The sequence below is a fragment of the Arthrobacter sp. 05T420 genome (genome assembly GCF_056396305.1).
Genome location: NZ_JBFTLG010000013.1, coordinates 1 through 18403, shown reverse-complemented (window position 1 = coordinate 18403; position 18403 = coordinate 1). Strand labels below are relative to the sequence as shown.

General features: G+C 67.9%; 12 protein-coding genes and 1 pseudogene. 9 read left to right on the top strand and 4 right to left on the bottom strand.

Annotated features, from left to right (window positions below; translation table 11 throughout):
• Window positions 1–51 precede the first annotated feature (51 nt).
• The 3 genes from AC1DEM_RS13475 to AC1DEM_RS13465 all read left to right on the top strand — a co-directional run bounded on the left by AC1DEM_RS13475 (window position 52) and on the right by AC1DEM_RS13465 (window position 4552).
• Window positions 52–927, top strand: a complete 876-nt coding sequence (locus AC1DEM_RS13475; protein ID WP_476884840.1) for a hypothetical protein — start codon at window positions 52–54, stop codon at window positions 925–927.
• A gap of 211 nt (window positions 928–1138) precedes the next feature.
• Entirely contained in the window at window positions 1139–2935 is a 1797-nt protein-coding gene (locus AC1DEM_RS13470; RefSeq protein WP_476884839.1) for a DUF4192 family protein, read from the top strand.
• A gap of 282 nt (window positions 2936–3217) precedes the next feature.
• Window positions 3218–4552: an RNA polymerase sigma factor gene (locus AC1DEM_RS13465; protein ID WP_476884838.1), complete on the top strand. Its 1335-nt coding sequence runs from the start codon at window positions 3218–3220 to the stop codon at window positions 4550–4552.
• Window positions 4553–4813: 261 nt separating this feature from the next.
• On the opposite strand, the gene AC1DEM_RS13460 is transcribed toward AC1DEM_RS13465, so the two are convergent.
• Window positions 4814–5035 (bottom strand): DUF7455 domain-containing protein, encoded by a 222-nt coding sequence (locus AC1DEM_RS13460; protein WP_026266251.1) that lies wholly within the window; start codon window positions 5033–5035, stop codon window positions 4814–4816.
• 251 nt (window positions 5036–5286) lie between these two features.
• Between AC1DEM_RS13460 and AC1DEM_RS13455 the strand changes: the two genes are divergently transcribed.
• Entirely contained in the window at window positions 5287–7395 is a 2109-nt protein-coding gene (locus AC1DEM_RS13455) for a DNA gyrase/topoisomerase IV subunit B (RefSeq protein WP_476884837.1), read from the top strand.
• 28 nt (window positions 7396–7423) lie between these two features.
• Here the strand turns inward: AC1DEM_RS13455 and AC1DEM_RS13450 are convergent, their stop codons facing one another.
• Both AC1DEM_RS13450 and AC1DEM_RS13445 read right to left on the bottom strand, forming a co-directional pair.
• A complete protein-coding gene (locus AC1DEM_RS13450) occupies window positions 7424–8413 on the bottom strand; it encodes a M56 family metallopeptidase (RefSeq protein ID WP_476884836.1) in 990 nt (329 codons plus the stop codon).
• A 6-nt stretch (window positions 8414–8419) separates the two neighbouring features.
• Entirely contained in the window at window positions 8420–8806 is a 387-nt protein-coding gene (locus tag AC1DEM_RS13445) for a BlaI/MecI/CopY family transcriptional regulator (protein ID WP_476884835.1), read from the bottom strand.
• A gap of 319 nt (window positions 8807–9125) precedes the next feature.
• Between AC1DEM_RS13445 and AC1DEM_RS13440 the strand changes: the two genes are divergently transcribed.
• The 4 genes from AC1DEM_RS13440 to AC1DEM_RS13425 all read left to right on the top strand — a co-directional run bounded on the left by AC1DEM_RS13440 (window position 9126) and on the right by AC1DEM_RS13425 (window position 16681).
• A complete protein-coding gene (locus tag AC1DEM_RS13440) occupies window positions 9126–10721 on the top strand; it encodes a cytochrome ubiquinol oxidase subunit I (protein WP_476884834.1) in 1596 nt (531 codons plus the stop codon).
• A 63-nt stretch (window positions 10722–10784) separates the two neighbouring features.
• Window positions 10785–11834 (top strand): cytochrome d ubiquinol oxidase subunit II, encoded by a 1050-nt coding sequence (gene cydB, locus AC1DEM_RS13435; protein ID WP_476884833.1) that lies wholly within the window; start codon window positions 10785–10787, stop codon window positions 11832–11834.
• Between the two features lie 8 nt (window positions 11835–11842).
• Entirely contained in the window at window positions 11843–15607 is a 3765-nt protein-coding gene (gene cydC, locus AC1DEM_RS13430; RefSeq protein ID WP_476884832.1) for a thiol reductant ABC exporter subunit CydC, read from the top strand.
• A 21-nt stretch (window positions 15608–15628) separates the two neighbouring features.
• Window positions 15629–16681 (top strand): GNAT family N-acetyltransferase, encoded by a 1053-nt coding sequence (locus AC1DEM_RS13425; protein ID WP_476884831.1) that lies wholly within the window; start codon window positions 15629–15631, stop codon window positions 16679–16681.
• 101 nt (window positions 16682–16782) lie between these two features.
• On the opposite strand, the gene AC1DEM_RS13420 is transcribed toward AC1DEM_RS13425, so the two are convergent.
• Window positions 16783–17301 carry a DinB family protein gene (locus tag AC1DEM_RS13420; protein WP_476884830.1) on the bottom strand — a complete coding sequence of 173 codons (519 nt, stop codon included), beginning with the start codon at window positions 17299–17301 and terminating at the stop codon, window positions 16783–16785.
• 320 nt (window positions 17302–17621) lie between these two features.
• Here AC1DEM_RS13420 and AC1DEM_RS13415 point away from each other — a divergent pair.
• Window positions 17622–18403 (top strand): annotated as a pseudogene (locus AC1DEM_RS13415) (HNH endonuclease signature motif containing protein); the annotation flags it as partial.

Sequence of the window (18403 nt, the reverse complement as noted above, 5' to 3'; positions counted from 1 at the left end):
GCACAGCGAAGGCCAGCCACTGCACTGCCCAAAACAACCGAAGGAGCCACCATGAAAAAGAAGTTCTTCGGCGCTGCCGTCCTGATCCTCGGCACCGGCACCGCGCTGGTCGCGGCCACGATCCCGGCAGCGTCGGTTACCGCATCGCCGGAGCCGGTGCCAGGGATCGTCCGGCAGGCCGAGGCTTACGCCTCAGCGGATCCGATTGCCGAAAAAGGGATGCAGGAGGCTGTCCGGCTCTGCATGGCCAATGCCGGCTTCGATTACACGCCGCCCGGCTCCGCGACCACGCTGGACCTCAACGGGGCCATCGGTTTCAAACGGCTCACGGTCGAGGCTGCCAAAGCCAGCGGCTACGCCAGCACCGGTTCGCAAGGACCCCACGAGCCAGCCCCAGGGTCCACAGACGGCAAACTCTTCGCCGACCCGGACTTCACCCATGCCCTTAGCGGGCCCGGGCACGCCGCGCCAATGACCACCGTCGACGGGATGGGAACGACCTCCGGGGGATGCCGCGGCGAAGCCATGACACAGATCTATGGCAGCGCCGAAAACTACATGCTCGCCACCGGCATCGCCTATAACTGGTTCTTCCCGGCCAGCCTGTCCGCATCCGGCGACTCAGGAATCGACAACGCCGTCACTGCCTGGGCGGCCTGCATGAGGGAAACCCCCTACGCCTCCTTTGCGAACCCGCAGCAGGCAGCAAAGGCAGGAAAAGCCGCAGGCGGCCAGGAAGAGTTCAGAATCGCTGTGACCGACGCGGTCTGCCGAGAGAGGACCGGCTTCCACGCCGCCCTGGACAAGGTCCTCGACAAGTACCTGACAACCCGCATGCAGGAACTGGCACCACAGATCGCAAAGGTCAAAGAGATTCGCCGGATGGCCGACGCCAACGTGGCAGCGTTGAAGGGAACCGCAAAATAGTCGGCATTGGCACTTCAACAGTGCGGATTCCTGTCAGTATTCGCGGGTGGCAGGGCCCCGGCCCGTCGTGCCCGTGTCGCCTGATTGGGTGTGCTTCGATCGGCGGAACTGGCTCACTGTGGGCCTAGGAGACATGTTGGTCCGCACGCGGTTATCCACATAGCGCAGTCTGGGACTGCCGCGGGGACGCGGCCGCCGCGAAGCTGGGTTCATGACAGCTCCCGATCACTTGAGAATCACTGGCCCCGAAGACATCCTGGGCTTCATCCCGCACTCCCTCGGCTACTGGCCGGAAAACAGCCTCGTGGCCATGACCCTGCAAGGCAAGCGGCTCGGAGCCACGCTGCGGGTGGACCTCCCCGTGCCCGGAGGCGGCGGCGCCGCACACGGGGCCGGTGGTGCCGTCGGTGGGGGAGCGAGCGGCGGCGGCGGGGGCTCCGGTGCCGGCGGGCGCGGGAGGGCAGTCCCCAAGCGCGGCTCCGGCTCCGGCCGGAGGGATCCGCTAGCGGACTTCGCACGCAATGTCGTGGCCTACCTGCAGGCGGACGAAGCGGCCGACGGTTCGTTGCTGGCCTTTTTCACCGACGCCGATGCGGACAGCCGCCGCGGCGGCCAAGCGTGGGCCGCCCTGCTCAAGGAACTCGAGCTTGCCCTCGAGGCAGCCGGATTGCCCTTGAGGGATGCTTGGATGATCGGCGCTGAGTTCTGGCGCAACGCGTACTGCGATGATCCGGAGTGCTGCGGGACACCCGGCCGGCCGATCGAGGAGATCAGGAACAGCAGGCTCAACGCCGAGATGGTTTACCGCGGCAGCAGCGTCGGCGCCGTCCCCGGCGCGCAAGGGGCCAATCCGGCGCCGCTTCCTGTGGACCCCGCCGTCCGCGCGGCCGAGTGCGGCTGGGCGGAGCAATTCGCCCCGCGTCGGCGGGACCGGGCCCAATTTGACCAGGTCCTCGATGTTTGGACGATGGCCATGCAGGCCGCCACTGGCTTCGAGCATCCGTCTGGCCTCGCACCGGGCGCCCCGAGCAGCCAGGCTCCTCGGGCCAGCGCCCCGGATGCCGGGGCGCCCGACGCCGGCAACCACGCAGCAGGGATCCACCCCGCGGGGACGCCCGACGCCGGGAACCACCCCGCCGGGGCGCCCGAAGCCGGGAAACACCCCGCCGGGACGCCCGACACAGGGAACCGCCCAGCAGGGAACCTCGGTCCCCGTAAAACCGATCTCAATAGCTCCGATCCCAGGACCGCGGTCCTGCCACTTCAGCTCTCACCCGAACTGGCCGGCTACCTCCGGGCCAGTCTGTGCATTCCGTCATGGCGGGACGCTGTGCTCGTCATGGCGGCAGCCGGACGAACCGCGGCCGAATTCGGCGCCGAGGACTTCGGCATGTTCGACACAGAGGCCGGTCCCGGCGCCTTGACCGGCTCCATGTCCGGCTCCATGTCCGGCTCAGGTCTCAGACCGACGCCTCGTCCACTGTCAGGGCCAATTTCCGGTCGCACAGCCGGCCGCACATCCGGCCGCGCAGCTGGCCGTACAGCGGATGGCTCTTCCGATCGCCTGCCCGATCGCTTGTCCGGTCCGGCTTCTCGTTTCCCGTCGGTCAGGGGAACGCCGCTGCCGGAGACGCCGGCCGTCGGCGTGTTCGCTGCCGGCGCCGCGCCGGTTGTCGAAGCGGTCCCCGGTTACGGGGAAGTCTTGCTCGGACTGGCGCCATCGGTCCCGGATTGGGCCATGATGGTCGGGCTCGAGCGGGTCTTGGTGCGGCTCGGCGCTCTGGGCGACGGCGAGTCAACCGCGGCCGCCTTGACAGCACGCGGCTGGATCGAATGGTGCCGTGGCCGCGGCTCCTACGCCGACGCCCTGTACCGGCAGGCCTTGCAGGAGCACCCGGGGTACAGGCTCGCCGAACTGCTGGCAGAGCTTGGCCGGCGCGGTACCCTTTGCGGCTGGGCCGCCAGGCGTGAGGCCGCCTGGCAGAAATTTGCGCCTGACGCCGCATGAGTGACTGACGAGGCGCGGAAGCTGCGGCAATTGGTGGACCCGGCGTCCCGAAAGGCACTCAGGGAAAAAACCGTGAGACAATGGTTGCCGCGACCCGGTTGGGTCCGTGTATCAAGTGCCCTAAATGTTCCCTGGAAACAGGGAACATTAAGGCCATTCCAGCAGTTCTACTTAGTGGCTCTGCTGGTCGTGGTTGCACCTGATGTTGAACACGGACTTGACAGGGTCATAGTGGTGTTGCCCGTATGGTGATTCCGCAGACCGCAGCTAGAAAGGTTTTCAGTGACCCCGTCTTCCGCGAAGAAGGAACCCGCCGACCAGGCCGAATTGTCCCCTGAGGAGAAGAAGGCGGCGACCAACGCCAAGCGCGCCGCCACGCGCGCAGCCAACAAGGCTGTCAAGGACGCCGCTTCCGCCGAGGGTGGCGACACCGCAACCGGAGTCGCCAAGCCTGAGCCCAAGAAGCGCGGGCCTAAGCCCGGCGCCAAAGCCGCGGCAGAAGCCGCCGGCTCAGCCAGTACCTCTGACGATGACGCCGACAACGAAGAAGATCTCGACGACATCACACCCGACGCCGCCGAGCTCGGCGACGAAGTAGAAGGCGAAGAAGTCGCCGGCAAGGCCGCGGCCACCACCGGCACCGGCTTCGTGTACTCCGATGCCGACGACGACGACGCCCCCGTGCAGCAGGTCATGTCCGCCGGCGCTACCGCCGACCCCGTCAAGGACTACCTGAAGCAGATCGGCAAGGTCGCCCTGCTGAACGCCGAGCAGGAAGTGGACCTGGCCCTCCGCATCGAGGCCGGGCTCTTCGCCGAGGAGAAAATCGCCGCCGACGACGGCACCATGGATCCGAAGCTCAAGCGTGAGCTCGAGTTCGTCATCCACGACGGCAAGCGTGCCAAGAACCACCTGCTGGAGGCCAACCTCCGCCTCGTCGTCTCGCTGGCCAAGCGCTACACCGGCCGCGGCATGCTGTTCCTGGACCTGATCCAGGAAGGCAACCTGGGCCTGATCCGTGCGGTCGAGAAGTTCGACTACACCAAGGGCTTCAAGTTCTCCACCTACGCCACCTGGTGGATCCGCCAGGCGATCACCCGGGCCATGGCCGACCAGGCCCGCACCATCCGCATCCCGGTGCACATGGTGGAAGTCATCAACAAGCTGGCCCGCGTCCAGCGCCAGATGCTGCAGGACCTCGGCCGCGAACCCACGCCGGAGGAGCTGGCCCTCGAGCTGGACATGACTCCGGAAAAGGTCGTGGAGGTCCAGAAGTACGGCCGCGAGCCCATCTCGCTGCACACCCCGCTTGGCGAGGACGGCGACTCCGAGTTCGGCGACCTCATCGAGGACTCCGAAGCTGTGGTTCCCGCAGATGCCGTGAGCTTCACCCTGCTGCAGGAACAGCTGCACTCGGTGCTGGACACGTTGTCCGAGCGTGAAGCCGGTGTAGTCGCAATGCGGTTCGGCCTCACCGACGGTCAGCCGAAGACTTTAGACGAAATCGGCAAGGTCTACGGCGTGACGCGCGAGCGCATCCGGCAGATCGAATCCAAGACCATGTCCAAGCTGCGGCACCCGTCGCGCTCACAGGTCCTGCGCGACTACCTGGACTAAGCGCCCACAGGCCAGGCGAAGTTCGCAGCAACGCGGGGTCACCTCCCGCCCGTCCTCACCGGAGGAACGGGCAGGAAGTGGCCCCGCGTTGCAGTTAATGCCGCAGGTGCTCCTAGTTCCGCCACGCTGCTTCGCGCAGGTGGCCCACGGAAAAACATCCCTTAACGAATCAGGGCCCCTCCGATATGGAGGGACCCTGATGCAGTGGTCTCAAGTCGCCCGGCACCCTGTAAGGCGCCAAAGCGAAACCGGCGTTGCGGTCTAGTCGACCGGAACCGGGGCCTTCTGGTGAAGGCGGTCAGTCTCGTCATGCCAGTCTGAGCTGAGCGGCTTGAGTGTCGGCTCTACGGCGCGTGCGTGGTGGCCGCAGAAAAGAAGCTCACCGCCGGAGGCACCGAGAACAACTCGGACATATGCCTGTGCTCCGCAACGATCGCACCGGTCTGCGGCGGTCAGTGTGCGGTCCGCAACTGCTGTTGTCATGTTCGGCCTCCTTAGTAGATCGGTATACCCATATAACCAGCATTCGTGGCCAAACCATGGAACGGATGGCCAACTTTCGCTGTCCGCGTATCACGTCTCAATAACGGCGACTGGCCGGAGAGTCCCTGCGGGGAGTGGCAAACCGTCGATGGCCGCGAGTCCGACTAACCTAGGAAGAGCGTCAAATTCTGTGACTGCCCGCCTGCGCACGCAGCGGGGGCGGCCCCGATCCTTTAAGGAGTTCACGACCCGTGGCACCCAGTTCTGATTACACCGCCCGGCACCTCTCTGTGCTGGAGGGCCTCGAGGCCGTCCGTAAGCGCCCGGGCATGTACATCGGCTCCACGGACTCCCGGGGACTCATGCACTGCCTCTGGGAAATCATCGACAACTCCGTCGACGAGGCCCTGGCGGGGTTCGGCCACGACATCAAGATCATCCTGCATGCGGACAATTCGGTGGAGATCCACGACGACGGCCGTGGCGTTCCGGTGGACGTCGAACCGAAAACCGGGCTGACCGGCGTCGAGGTGGTTTTCACCAAACTGCACGCCGGTGGAAAGTTCGGTGGCGGGTCCTACACCGCTTCCGGCGGCCTGCACGGCGTGGGTGCCTCCGTGGTCAACGCGCTCTCGGCACGCCTGGACGTCGAAGTGGACCGCGGCGGCAAGACCTACAAGATGTCCTTCCGCCGGGGGGAGCCTGGCCGGTTCAAGGATCCGGGCACCAAGCCGGACCCCGCGACGCTCTTCGAACCCTTCATCGACGGCTCCGTGCTGGACGTCGTTGGGAAGGCCAAGCGCGGCGTGACCGGAACCCGGATCCGCTACTGGGCGGACCGGCAGATCTTCACCCCCGACGCCAAATTCTCCTACGATGACCTCGCCGCACGTGCCCGCCAGACCTCGTTCCTGGTCCCCGGACTGAAGCTCACGGTCCGGGATGAACGCAGGGTTGCCGGCACTCCCGGCGAATCCGGCCCTCATGAGGAGGTCTTCCACCACGACGGGGGCATCTCCGAGTTTGTCGACTTCCTCGCCGCGGACCCGGCCGTGACGGACATCTGGCGGCTCCACGGTGCCGGAAAATTCAAGGAAACCGTCCCCGTCATCGACGAAAAGGGCCACAGTCAGCTCGCGGAGGTCGAGCGCGACTGTGAGGTCGACGTCGCGCTGCGCTGGGGGATCGGCTACGACAGTACGGTCCGCACCTTCGTCAACATCATTTCCACGCCCAAGGGCGGCACCCACCAGTCCGGCTTCGAGCAGGCCCTGCTCAAGACGTTCCGCAAGGCCGTGGAGACCAACGCCCGCAAGCTCAAGGCCGGCAACGACAAGATCGAAAAAGACGACATCTTCGCCGGCCTGACCGCAGTCCTGACGGTGCGGCTGGCCGAACCGCAGTTCGAGGGCCAGACCAAGGAAATCCTGGGCACGTCGGCGGTGCGGGCCATCGTGGCCAAGGTGGTGGAACAGGAGATCAGCGCCAAGCTGACGTCCGCAAACCGCAACGATAAGGCGCAGTCCGCGCTGCTGCTGGAAAAAATCGTCAGCGAGATGAAGTCCCGCATTTCGGCGCGGGTTCACAAGGAAACCCAGCGCCGGAAGAACGCGCTGGAAACGTCCTCCATGCCCACCAAGCTCGCCGACTGCCGCACGGACGACGTCGGACGCTCCGAACTATTCATCGTGGAAGGTGACTCCGCACTCGGAACCGCCAAGCTGGCGAGGTCCTCCGACTTCCAGGCGCTCCTGCCGATCCGCGGCAAGATCCTCAACGTCCAGAAGGCCTCAGTGGGGGACATGCTCTCCAACGCCGAGTGCGCGGCCCTGATCCAGGTGGTGGGAGCCGGCTCCGGCCGCACGTTCGACATCAACGCCGCCCGGTACGGCAAAGTGATCCTGATGACCGACGCCGACGTCGACGGCGCCCACATCCGGACCCTGCTCCTGACGCTCTTCTTCCGCTACATGCGCCCGATGATCGACGAGGGACGCGTCTTCGCCGCCGTCCCGCCGCTGCACCGGGTAGAGGTGGTCAACGCCGGCCAGAAGGCCAACGAGATGATCTACACCTACTCCGAGGCCGAGCTCCACGTCCTGCTGGCGCGGCTCGCCAAAGAGGGCAAGCGCTACAAGGAACCGATCCAGCGCTACAAGGGCCTGGGTGAGATGGACGCAGAGCAGCTGGCCGAAACCACCATGGACCCGCGTCACCGGACCCTCCGCAAGGTCGGGATCGAGAACGCCAAGCAGGCCGAAGAGACCTTCGACCTCCTCATGGGCTCGGACGTGGCGCCGCGCAAGGACTTCATCATCGCAGGCGCCGCAAACCTGGACCGGGAGCGCATCGACGCCTGACGTCCCGCCGGTCGGCAGGGACCCGGCCCTAGCCGAGGAGGCCCGGGACGAGCAACAAGGCCGTCGGCACGGCCAGCAGCAGCGCGCAGCAGGCTAGGACGGCGGCCCGCAGCGGTTCCGCCAGCGGCGGCCGGGGCGAGAGCAGTCGGCTGACGCGGGACGCCGTGGTACCCGCCGAACCCGTGCCCCCGGTGGCGCCGGGCTGGCTGGGGTCGACGTCCGATAGGCCGGGCTCGCCGAACGCCAGGCGTGCCGCCGGGGCGGCCGGGGAGCCGCTGGCCACGATGGCAATCGCCTTGATCAGAGTCGCCTTGGTCTCCGTCTTGAGCGCGACGTCGTCGGCCAGCATTTCGATCAGGGAGTTGACCGATTCCTGCGCGAGCCGGGTGGTGGGTAGCCACGGCAGGGCTTGGCGCCACGCTGCGAATGCCCACAGCAGCAGGTGGTGGCGCTGGCTAAGGTGCGCGTTCTCGTGAATCAGCACAGCGCGGAGCTCGTCGGGCTCCAGGGCGGCCATGAGCCCGTCGGAGAGAACTGTCACGGACCGTGCGCCGCCGGGCAGGCAGTACGCCACGGGCGAGTCCACGTTCAGGACCATGGTCCGCGGGCCGTCGGAGGACGGTGAGGCCAGAAGGTCCAGCAGTTCGCGGTGGCGCCGGCGCTGGCGCTGGATCTTGTAGTAAGTCAGCAGCAGGGTGAAAACGAGGTGCGCCGTCAGCAGGGCGGCGGTCGAGAGCGCAAAGATGTGCCAAAAGCCCAGCTCAGTGGTGGGGGCATTGTTGAAGACCATCCCTGCCAGGGCCCGCAGGCCGGATACCAGGTTGTCCCCGACCGGCTCGAGCCCATAGACCAGCATGGCGCCGATCATGGACAGGCCGCCGGCGAGGGCGATCGCCTGCCACAGCAGCATTGCCGTGAAGGGGGAGCGGGCCGGCCACTGGGCACGGGAGAGGAGGATAGGCACCGGCCACGCCAATGCTATCGCCAGGACCGCCAGAAAATATGAGGTCCAGAACATCGGGCGCTAGCTGTGGCCCAAAAGCTTGCGCAGGGTTTCTGCTTCGTTGTCCGTGACGGAACCAATGAACCGGGCCAAGACTGCCTCGCGGTCCGGGGCGGAGCCGAGGACCTCGTGCATGAGCTCCGCAGTGTGGTCCGCGCGGCTCGAGACGGCCTGGTAGCGGTGCGGGCGGGTGCCGCGTTCGCGTTCCACAAGGCCCTTGCGCTCTAGGCGCGAGAGTACGGTCAGCACGGTGGTGACGGCGAGGTCCTTGCCCACGTGCCCAGCGGTACCGTCCTGGGGATGGGTGCTCTGTGCGAGGAGGTCCCGCAACGTGTTGGCCGTCGCAGCTTCTTGGCCTGCCCAGAGCAGATCCATCACTGCCCGTTCCAGTTCACCGAGACTTGCCATTGCGTACATCCTTCTATGACTGCCGCGCCGGCGTCGTGCTGGGAAAAAGCTGGTGCCTGCCGGTGCGGTGTATGTGAACACTTCAGTTACAAATTTACCGCGTTTTGCGCATTCTTTCTACATGAAGTAGAACACGGCCTTTCGGCGTGTCGGGCTGCCGCTTCGGGGCCCTGAGCTGGGGCCGTTCGGCCATTGCGGGCCGTGACGCGCCGTGGGAGCCTGAGTTACAGGGAAGCGCCGATGTGTTCTACACTCTGTAGAAGACACACTTCTACGCCGCGTAGAAGTTGCTCGAGCCTAGCCAAAAGTAGGGACTGCCTTGGACGCCTTGGAAATCGCACGCTGGCAATTCGGTATCACGACGGTCTACCACTTCATGATGGTGCCGCTCACGATCGGCCTCGGGCTGGTGGTGGCTGTGATCCAGACGTTCTGGTACCGCACTGGCAAGCCGGAATATCTGCGCATGACCAAGTTCTGGGGCAAGCTCTTCCTGATCAACTTCATCATGGGCGTCGCCACCGGAATCGTGCAGGAGTTCCAGTTCGGCATGGCCTGGAGTGAATACAGCCGCTTTGTCGGTGATGTGTTCGGCGCCCCGCTGGCCATGGAAGCGCTCCTGGCCTTCTTCGTCGAGTCAACGTTCCTGGGCCTGTGGATCTTTGGCTGGAAGCAACTCAAACCCGGCGTCCACTTGGCCTGCCTTTGGGTCGCCGTCATTGGCTCCGTCTTCTCGGCCTACTTCATCATTGTTGCCAATAGCTGGATGCAGCACCCTGTCGGTGTCCAAATGGTCAACGGCCGGCCCGTCATGACCGACGCATGGGCAGTCTTCACCAACAACACCGCGCTCGTCGCCGTCCCGCACACCCTTTTCGGTGCCCTCGCCGTCGCTGGGGGCTTCCTCCTCGGCATCGCCTGGTACCACCTCTGGCGTCGCCGCCACGACGGCATCGACACGATCGGGGCCGACGGCAAGGTAATTCCCGGCGAAGCCGCCGGCATCCTGGGCCGGGACCGCAGCGACCACACCGTCTGGATCCGCTCCCTGCGGATCGGCGCCGTCGTCGCCATGATTTCCTTCGCGGGCACCGCCGTCACCGGGGACCTGCAGGGCAAGCTCATGTTCGAGCAGCAGCCCATGAAGATGGCCGCCGCCGAGGCCGCCTGCCACGACGGCACCGGCTTCTCGGTCCTTAGTATCGGCAACGTCGGTTCCAAGAACTGCGACGACATCGTGGCCGTGATCGAGGTTCCCGGCATTCTGTCCTTCTTGGCCAAGGGTGACTTCACCACGGAGGTCAAGGGCGTCAACAGCCTGCTGGGCGAGTACCAGTCCAAGTACGGCACCACTTTGCCGAACAACCCCATCTACGGGGACCGCGCCGGTCAGCAAATCCAGTACGTGCCCGTCATGGAAGTCACGTACTGGGGCTTCCGGATGATGATCGGCTTCGGCGGTGTGGCCGCCCTCGCCGCCCTGCTGGCACTGTGGGCCACCCGCAAGGGAACCGTGCCGGCCTCCCGCGGACTCATGCGCCTGGCTGTGTTTGGCATTCTCGCACCGTTCGGGGCCAACGCCGCGGGCTGGATCTTCACCGAGATGGGCCGCCAGCCGTTCGTGGTGGCCCCGAATCCGGACCCCAGCGGAGTCGATCAGGTGTTTATGTTCACGGCCGCGGCCGTCTCGCCAGGGGTCTCGGCCGGGGAGATCCTGACCTCCCTCGTGGTCCTGACCAGCATCTATGCGGTGCTGCTGGTGGTGGAGGTCAAGCTCCTGGTCAAGTACATCCGCGGTGGCGTGGCCTCGGCCATGCCGGAACTGGTGCACGCCCCCGCCGACGAGAACGAGGACAAAACCCCGCGGGGCGGTCCGGGCAAACCCGACGACGACGTTCTGGCCTTCGCCTACTAGGCGCCGGCCCAGCAACCCACCTACCCAGCAACCCCACACGGAAAAGCGCAGAGGATTCTCAGCATGGAACTGCTACCCACCATCTGGTTCGTCGCCATCGCGGTGTTGTGGACGGGCTACCTCTTTCTTGAGGGCTTCGACCTTGGCGTCGGGATGCTGTTTAAGGTATTCGCCCGGGACAACACGGAGCGCCGCGTCCTGATCAACACGATCGGCCCGGTCTGGGACGGCAACGAGGTTTGGCTCCTGACCGCCGGCGGCGCCACGTTCGCGGCCTTCCCGCTGTGGTACGCCTCCCTGTTCTCTGCGCTGTACCTGCCGCTGCTGCTGGTCCTCGTGGCGCTCATCTTCCGTGCCGTCGCCTTCGAGTACCGCGGCAAGGTGGACAACCCCCGGTGGCGCGCCCGCTGGGACTGGGCCATCTCGGCAGGGTCGTTCGTCGCGGCCTTCGGCGTCGGCGCGGCACTGGCCCTGACCACCACGGGACTGCCGCTGGATGCCAACGGTGACCGCGAGGGCGGCCCGTTCGCCTGGTTCAGCGGCTACGCACTGCTCGGCGGGTTCGCCGTCGTCGGGTTCTCCCTCCTGCACGGGCTGGGGTTCCTGGCGCTGAAGACCGACGGCGAAGTCCGCCACCGGGCGCGGGCCTGGTTCGTCCGGTTGCTGCCCGTGCTGCTGCTGCCCATGGCCGGCTGGGCGGTGAGCCTCCAGCTGCTCAGCGGCGAAGCCTGGACCATCGCCGCCGTCGTGGCCGCCGTCGTCGCGGCAGTCCTGTCATGGAATTTCGCCCGCAAGGGTGCCGAGGGCCGTGCCTTCATGTCGCTGGGGGTGTTCCTCCTGCTCGGCAGCGCGTCCATCTTCGGTGCAGCCTTCCCCGTGGTGCTTCCGTCCACACTGAATCCCGCGTTCAACCTGACAATCTCCAACGCCTCGTCCTCGGACTACACCCTGGGCCTGATGAGCATTGTGGCCTGCATCGGGCTGCCGCTGGTCCTGGCCTACCAGGCCTGGACGTACTGGGTATTCCGGCGCCGGGTGAGCGCGGCGCACATCCCGGAGGCGCACAGCTTCCTTCCCGCGATCGCCGCCAAAGCCCTGGCACCGAAGGACTGACTTCGCTGATGAGACCGTTCCCTTCCGGCCCTGCGACCCGTTCCGCGCTCTACCTGCTGGGCCTGCTGGCCGCCCTGAAGGCGCTGTCCCTGGTGCTGATGGCCCAGGCTGTGGCATCAATGCTCGCCGGGCTCGCGGCGCATGACCCCGCATGGGCAGACCAACTGGTTCTGGGCGTGGCCGGGGCCGTGCTGCGGTCACTGACCGTGTGGGCCCAGACGGTGGCCTCGCGCCGGGCGGCGCTCGGGATGAAGGAGGAATTGCGTAGTCAACTTCTCGAGCAGGCACTTAGGAACGGAACGCGCGCGTCCGGGCCCGCCGACGGCGGCCTCGCCGTCCTGGCCACCCGGGGGCTGGATGCCCTGGACAACTACTACACCCAGTACCTGCCGGCGCTGGTGAACTGTGCGGCCATCCCGCTGCTGCTGGGGGCCCGCATCCTGTTCGCCGACTGGATCAGCGCCGTGGTGATCGTGCTGACGGTGCCGCTGGTGCCGCTGTTCATGGTCCTGATCGGGCGGTACACAGAGGAACGCGTCAGGGAAGCCCAGTCCGCACTGGCACGGCTCTCCGGCCACATGATCGAGCTCGCCAAAGGTTTGCCCGTGCTCGTCGGCCTGGGCCGGGCCGCCGCCCAGCGCCAGGCACTCGAGGACATGTCCGAGGAATACCGTTCCCGGACCATGGGGACTTTGCGCACGGCCTTCCTCTCCGCCCTGGCCCTGGAACTCATCTCAACCATTTCCGTGGCGGTGGTTGCCGTGTTCATCGGCGTCCGCCTGGTTCACGGCGACATGGCGCTGGAGGCAGGGCTGCTTGCGCTCATTCTGGCTCCCGACTGCTACCTGCCGCTCCGCGAGCTTGGCACCGCGCACCACGCCAGCGACGACGGCCGGGCAGCGCTCGCCGAAACCAATGAGGTCCTCGCGGACCCGGGAGCCACGCCGCTGACCCCGGCGCCGGCCGCCGGACCCGCTGGTGGCCCGCCTGAGGTCACCGTGGACGGGCTGACCGTTCGGTTCGGCGGTCGCACGGACGCCGCCGTCGGCCCACTGAGCTTCACCGCCGCCGCCGGCCGGATCACGGCACTCGACGGGGCCAGCGGCGCCGGCAAGAGCACCGTGCTCGGCGTCCTAGCGGGGACCATTGGGGCGGGCACGGGAACCGTCGTGTCCGGACGCCTGGGAGGATTCACGACGGCGGACGTCGCGTGGGTGCCACAGCACCCCGTCATGGTGGCGTCCACGGTGCTGGACGAGATCCGCCTGTACCTCGGCGTTCCCACCTACGGTGCGGACAGTGCTCCGGCCGGCGGTGCAGGCGACGCCGCGGCGGGCGGTGCAGGCGACGCCGCGGCGGGCACTGCCCGCGGCACGTCGGCCAGCACGTCGGCAAGCGCTGACAGCGACGCGGCGGCGCAACGGTGCCTCGCAGCCGTGGGCGCGGAGCACTTGGCCGCCAAGCACCCGGCCGAGCTGAGCCCGGGGGAGCTGAGGCGGGTGGCCCTGGCCCGCGGGCTGGCGCGGATCGAAGCCGGCGCCAGCGTGCTGCTCCTGGATGAACCCACGGCCCACTTGGACCGGGCATCGGCCACATTGGTCAATCGGGCCCTCGCCGGGCTCCGCGGACAGGTCACTGTTCTGCTCGTCGCACACGACCTGCAGACCCGTGAGCTTGCCGACACACTCGTCGCGGTGGCCCCGCGCGGAAGCGGGCACGGGATCGAACATTCGGACGCCGTCACGCCTTGGCCGGCATCTGACCGGGCAGATGTGGACGTCCAAGCCGCGGCAATCCGGCAGCCTTCTGTTGCGGGTGCCGCGCCGCCGAGCCCGAGCGTGACACCGATCCCGACGCCGGGCCGCCCGGAGGCTGGCGCCGCGCCTGCCGTGACCGTCGGCTCGGCCGGCTCGGCGGGCTCAGCTGGCTCAGTCGGCTCGGCCGGCTTGGTGGGCTCAGCGGGCTCAGTCGGCTCGGCCGGCTCGGCCGGCTCAGTCACCTCCCACTTGCGTCGCCTGCTGGCCCCTGTAATGGGTCGGTTTGCCGCCGCTGGGGCCGTAGGCACTTTGGCGGCGCTCTTCGCCGTCGCCCTCGCCGGGCTGTCCGGCTGGCTGATCATCCGCGCCAGCGAGCAGCCGCCCATCCTCTTCCTGCTCACTGCGATCGTCGGCGTGCGGTTCTTCGGCGTCGGCCGGGCGTGCCTGCGGTACGCCGAACGGCTGCTGTTGCATGACGCCGTGTTTGCCGCACTGACCCGGCTCCGTGGCCGGTTGTGGGAGTCGCTGAGCCGACGGGCACTGTCATTGCGCCGGCTGCTGCAGGGCGGCAACGTCCTGGGCACGGTGGTGGACGACGTCGACACTGTCCGCGAGCTCCTGCCCCGCGTCGTGCTGCCGCCCGTGACTGCCCTAGCTGTCGCCGCGGCCGCAGTGTGCGGGACCGGATTGCTGCTTCCCGCGGCGCTGCCCGCTGTGGGCGTAGCAGCGCTGCTGAGCATTGTGGTTGCCCCTGCACTGGCGTTGGCCGCCGACCGCATGTCTGCCGGCACCGAACAAAGACTCCGCTCCGGCGTGCTCCGTCACGTGGCCGCCGCCCTGGACGCCCGCGCAGAACTCCACGCGAACGGCGTGAGCGCCCCCGTGCTAGGCGCGATAGGCCGGGCAGACCGGGCCGCGACTGCTGCCTCACAGCGCTCAGCCTGGGCGGAAGGACTGGGCCAGGCCTTGACTGTCCTGGCCTGCGCCGGAGCCGCCCTGGCCAGCGCATTGCTGGCCGCCCCGCTCGCTCTGAGCGGCGCGGTCGAACCAGCGACGGTCGCCGTCGTCGTCCTTGTTCAGCTTGCCCTGGTGGACCCGTACGGGGCGATCACCACGGCTGTGCGGCAGTACCCGGCGTTGCGCGCCGTCATGCGGCGGATCAGCGAGGCAGGCGTCCTGGAGCCGGGGACCAATGGTGAATCGCAGTGCGACGACGCCGCTGCCGGAGGCTTGGTGTCCGTGGCCTCACGGCCCGACGGCGGGCCAGGGATCGAACTGGTGGACCTCGCTGTTGCCTGGCCGGGCGGCGGCACCGTCTTTACCGGACTCACGGCCGAGGCCGGGCCCGGGCGCTGGGTGGCTGTCACCGGTGCCTCCGGCTCTGGCAAGTCGACCCTGCTGGCCGCGATCCTTGGGTTCCTACCGGCGGCCAGCGGACACCTGTACCTGAGCGGACGCGCCGCCTGGTGCCCGCAGGAGGCACACTTGTTCGACTCCACCATCCGCGGCAACCTCCTCCTGGCGCGGCCGGAGCAGGACCCCGTGCCGGAACCCGCACCCGCCCGCACGGACGCTGCCGCGACCGGGTCCGGGGATGCGGCGCGGGCCGGCAAGGCCGCTGTGGCCGGAGGCGACGAGCAGATGCGCGCTGCACTCGACGCCGTCGGACTCGGTCCGCTGCTGGCCCGGCTTGAGGACGGACTGGACACCCGGATCGGCCCGGGTGGGGCATTCCTCAGCGGCGGGGAGCGTACGCGCTTGGCCGTTGCGCGCACGCTCATGACCGGGGCCGATGTCATCTTGCTCGACGAACCTACGGCGCACCTCGATGCGGAATCAGGCAGGCTCATGCTCGTCGAACTGCGGGACGGGCTGCGCGACCGGACCGTTGTCCTTGTCACCCACAACCCGAACGATATCGACGCCGCGGACACCAGACTTGACCTGGACGCCGCGGCTGCCTCGGGCGCCGCGGGCGAGGGGCCGGCGCCGGCGGCCGTGCTGGCGCGGGGGTAGCCCTCCTATTAGCCTGTTGCCATGAACCAAAACGGCGAGTTCCAGCCCCGGCCCGCACTCGATCCCCGGCTCTCCTGGCGGGCAGCGGAGCCCCGGGACCTCGACGTCTGGGCCGGTCTGATCGCCCGGACCGCCGCCGTCGAGCAGCCCGTCTGGTTTGAGCGCCGGGCAGATCTGGAACAGATCATGGACTCGAAGAACAACCCCGTGGCGTCGAACAGCATCCTGGGATTCGACGCGGAGGGCGTTGCCCGGGCGTACGGCCGGATCACCAAGAACCGCGACGGTGACAAGGCGAACGGCTCCGGCTGCGTTGACCCTGAGTGGCAGGGGAGCGGGATCGGCACCGGGCTGCTGGGCTGGATGGAACAACGGACCAGGGACCGCTTCGCAGAGGACGCACTGGCGGCGGAGAATGCCAACGAGGCCGGCGGCGCGCGGACCGCGGTCCCGCGCCCCAGGCTGCGGCTCTACATGGAGCAGCAGCACCAGCACCAGGCTGCGTTGTTCGCCGGCTCCGGCTTTCGCATTGTCCGCTATTACAACGAGATGCATCGGCCGCTGAACCAGGCTGTGCCCGAGGCCGGTCTGGACTCCGGGCTGGAGTTCGTGACTTTTGGACCGGCCCTGCATGAGCCGGTGCGGCTGGCACACAACGCGGCGTTCCGGGACCACTGGGGCAGCGAACCCCGCGACGAGGAGGCCTGGGGCTTTGTGGTGAATGACCCGCAGGCCCGGCCGGACCTGAGCGGCGTCGTACTGGACCGTTCCACCGGCGCGGTGGCCGGCTACCAGCTGGCCACCCACGACGCCGACGCCGCCCTGAGCCGGGGATTCCGCGAGGGGTACACGGTGCTGCTCGGAGTCCGGCGGGAATTCCGCGGCCGGGGCATCGCTCAGGTGCTCCTGGCCGATGCCCTGCGCCGCTTCGCCGCCGCGGGCATGGACGTGGCCTCGCTGGACGTCGATTCGGAGAACCCGACCGGAGCCCTCGCGCTCTACCTAAAAATGGGCTATACAGCGGTAAACCGGAGCATGGCGTGGGACAAGGATCTCCAACCGGCGGCGCCGTAGGCGGCCGGGACAGCCTTACTTAGCAGACCGTTGACTTGCCGGCGTGCCAGCTGTGTGGCTGCGGCCAGGCGCTAGCCGTCCGGGGGCGAACCGTCTGGGTGCTAGCCGTCCACATCGTGGAGGTGATGGACGACGTCGTGCAGGAAGTACTGCGCGAAGGTCAGGACAGTAAACACGGAGCCGTTGCTCCGGGTCCCCTTGCGGTCCCAATCCTCTTCCGGGACTCGAGCGAAGGACGCGGCGATCTGCTCGCCCTCGGCGGTTAACTCGGCGGCGACCTCGGCTGGGTCGGCGTTAGCGTAGTCCTTCTCGATCGCCGCTTTGTCCTGGTCCCAGTCATCGAACCGGGCATCGTCTTCGGTCAGCATGAGGGACAGACGGTGATCGAACAAGGTGAAGACGTCCCGGACGTGGCAGCCGTACTCGAGGACGGACCACGTGGCCTCATTGGGGCGTTCCGCCGCGTCCGGCCGTCGCAGGGCCGCCCGCCACCGCGGGAGCATGCTGGTGACCATCCCCGGCGCCGTGGCCGGAGTCGCAGCGGAGGCATCGAAACCGCACTCTGGGCAGGGCCGTGACAGGACCCAGGTCCAGTCCTTGGTATCCGGATTGATAGGCATTCCAGCAGTGTAGGTGCATTTGTCCCGCCGGGCATCCCAACTCTTTGCGGCAGCCAGAGGGTTGCGCAGTTGCGACCCTGGGTGGCCTGCAGTGGAACACGAAGGGCACACCGGCCGGGTGGGCAGGCAAGACGGTAATGGGACTCGTCAAACAGGCTCCTAGGAGCTCACGTCTACGTGGCCGCCGCGTTCACCGCAGTCGACTTGCCGCGGATCTTGCTGGCGACAAACCCGCGGTCGGGGCGGTATCGCCGTCGTTGCCAGGTACTCACTAACCAGGGCTCACTATTAGTGTCGGACCCCCTGAGTAGATTCAGGTCATGGAAGCCGTCAGGGATTTCATTGCTTGCGAGGACACGGACCGGGGCGCAGCCCAGGTCCGGCAATCCGGTGTGGACGCGGCGGCCGGCTTGGACGGGGTTGCTGCCGCGCTGGCTGCGCTGCAGGCGGTGAGTGTGACGGCGGTGGAGGACGCGGGATCGTGGGGATTCCGGGCCGCGTCGGACTTCGCCGGACGCGTGGAGGAGATCTCACGGATTATGGAGTATCTGCAGCTGGTCGGGGCCGCGGCCGTGGACCGGACGAGGAAGCAGTCCGCCGCCGGCGCCGGCGTTGCCGCTGGGGCGGCCACCTCGTGGACCACGGGCTGGCGCGAGAGCCCCGCCGGCTGGCAGACCGGCGGATCCGGAGCCGCCGGGCTTGCCGGCACCACCGCGGCGGCCGCGGCGGCGACCGCATCCGCCACGGCGGCGGCTGACGAGACCGCGGCTGGTGCGTCCGGGTCGACGGCGGCGGCTGATGCGTCGGCCGTGCCGGCGTCGGTTCTGGATGACGGATACCGGAACACCGCGGAATTTCTGCGGGCGCGGCTGCGGATCGGCGCCGCGGAGGCACGGCGCCGGCTCTCCCTCGCCGAGTCCCTGCTGCCCCGGGAGGGACTCGCCGGCCGGCCGGTGCCGCCCGTGCACCGGGAGCTCGCCGCGGCCGTCGCGGCCGGCGAGGTCGCCTCCCGGGCCGCGACCGTCATCGCCGTCGCACTCGAGCGGGTCCGGCCGCTCTGCGACCCGGACGCCGCGGCCCGGATGGAACACGCCCTGACCCG

Coding starts and splice junctions, on each gene's coding strand:
- AC1DEM_RS13475 (WP_476884840.1), top strand. CDS start 52: ATGAAAAAGAAGTTCTTCGGCGCTGCCGTCCTGATCCTCGGCACCGGC.
- AC1DEM_RS13470 (WP_476884839.1), top strand. CDS start 1,139: ATGACAGCTCCCGATCACTTGAGAATCACTGGCCCCGAAGACATCCTG.
- AC1DEM_RS13460 (WP_026266251.1), bottom strand. CDS start 5,035: ATGACAACAGCAGTTGCGGACCGCACACTGACCGCCGCAGACCGGTGC.
- AC1DEM_RS13450 (WP_476884836.1), bottom strand. CDS start 8,413: ATGTTCTGGACCTCATATTTTCTGGCGGTCCTGGCGATAGCATTGGCG.
- AC1DEM_RS13445 (WP_476884835.1), bottom strand. CDS start 8,806: ATGGCAAGTCTCGGTGAACTGGAACGGGCAGTGATGGATCTGCTCTGG.
- cydB (WP_476884833.1), top strand. CDS start 10,785: ATGGAACTGCTACCCACCATCTGGTTCGTCGCCATCGCGGTGTTGTGG.
- cydC (WP_476884832.1), top strand. CDS start 11,843: ATGAGACCGTTCCCTTCCGGCCCTGCGACCCGTTCCGCGCTCTACCTG.
- AC1DEM_RS13425 (WP_476884831.1), top strand. CDS start 15,629: ATGAACCAAAACGGCGAGTTCCAGCCCCGGCCCGCACTCGATCCCCGG.
- AC1DEM_RS13420 (WP_476884830.1), bottom strand. CDS start 17,301: ATGCCTATCAATCCGGATACCAAGGACTGGACCTGGGTCCTGTCACGG.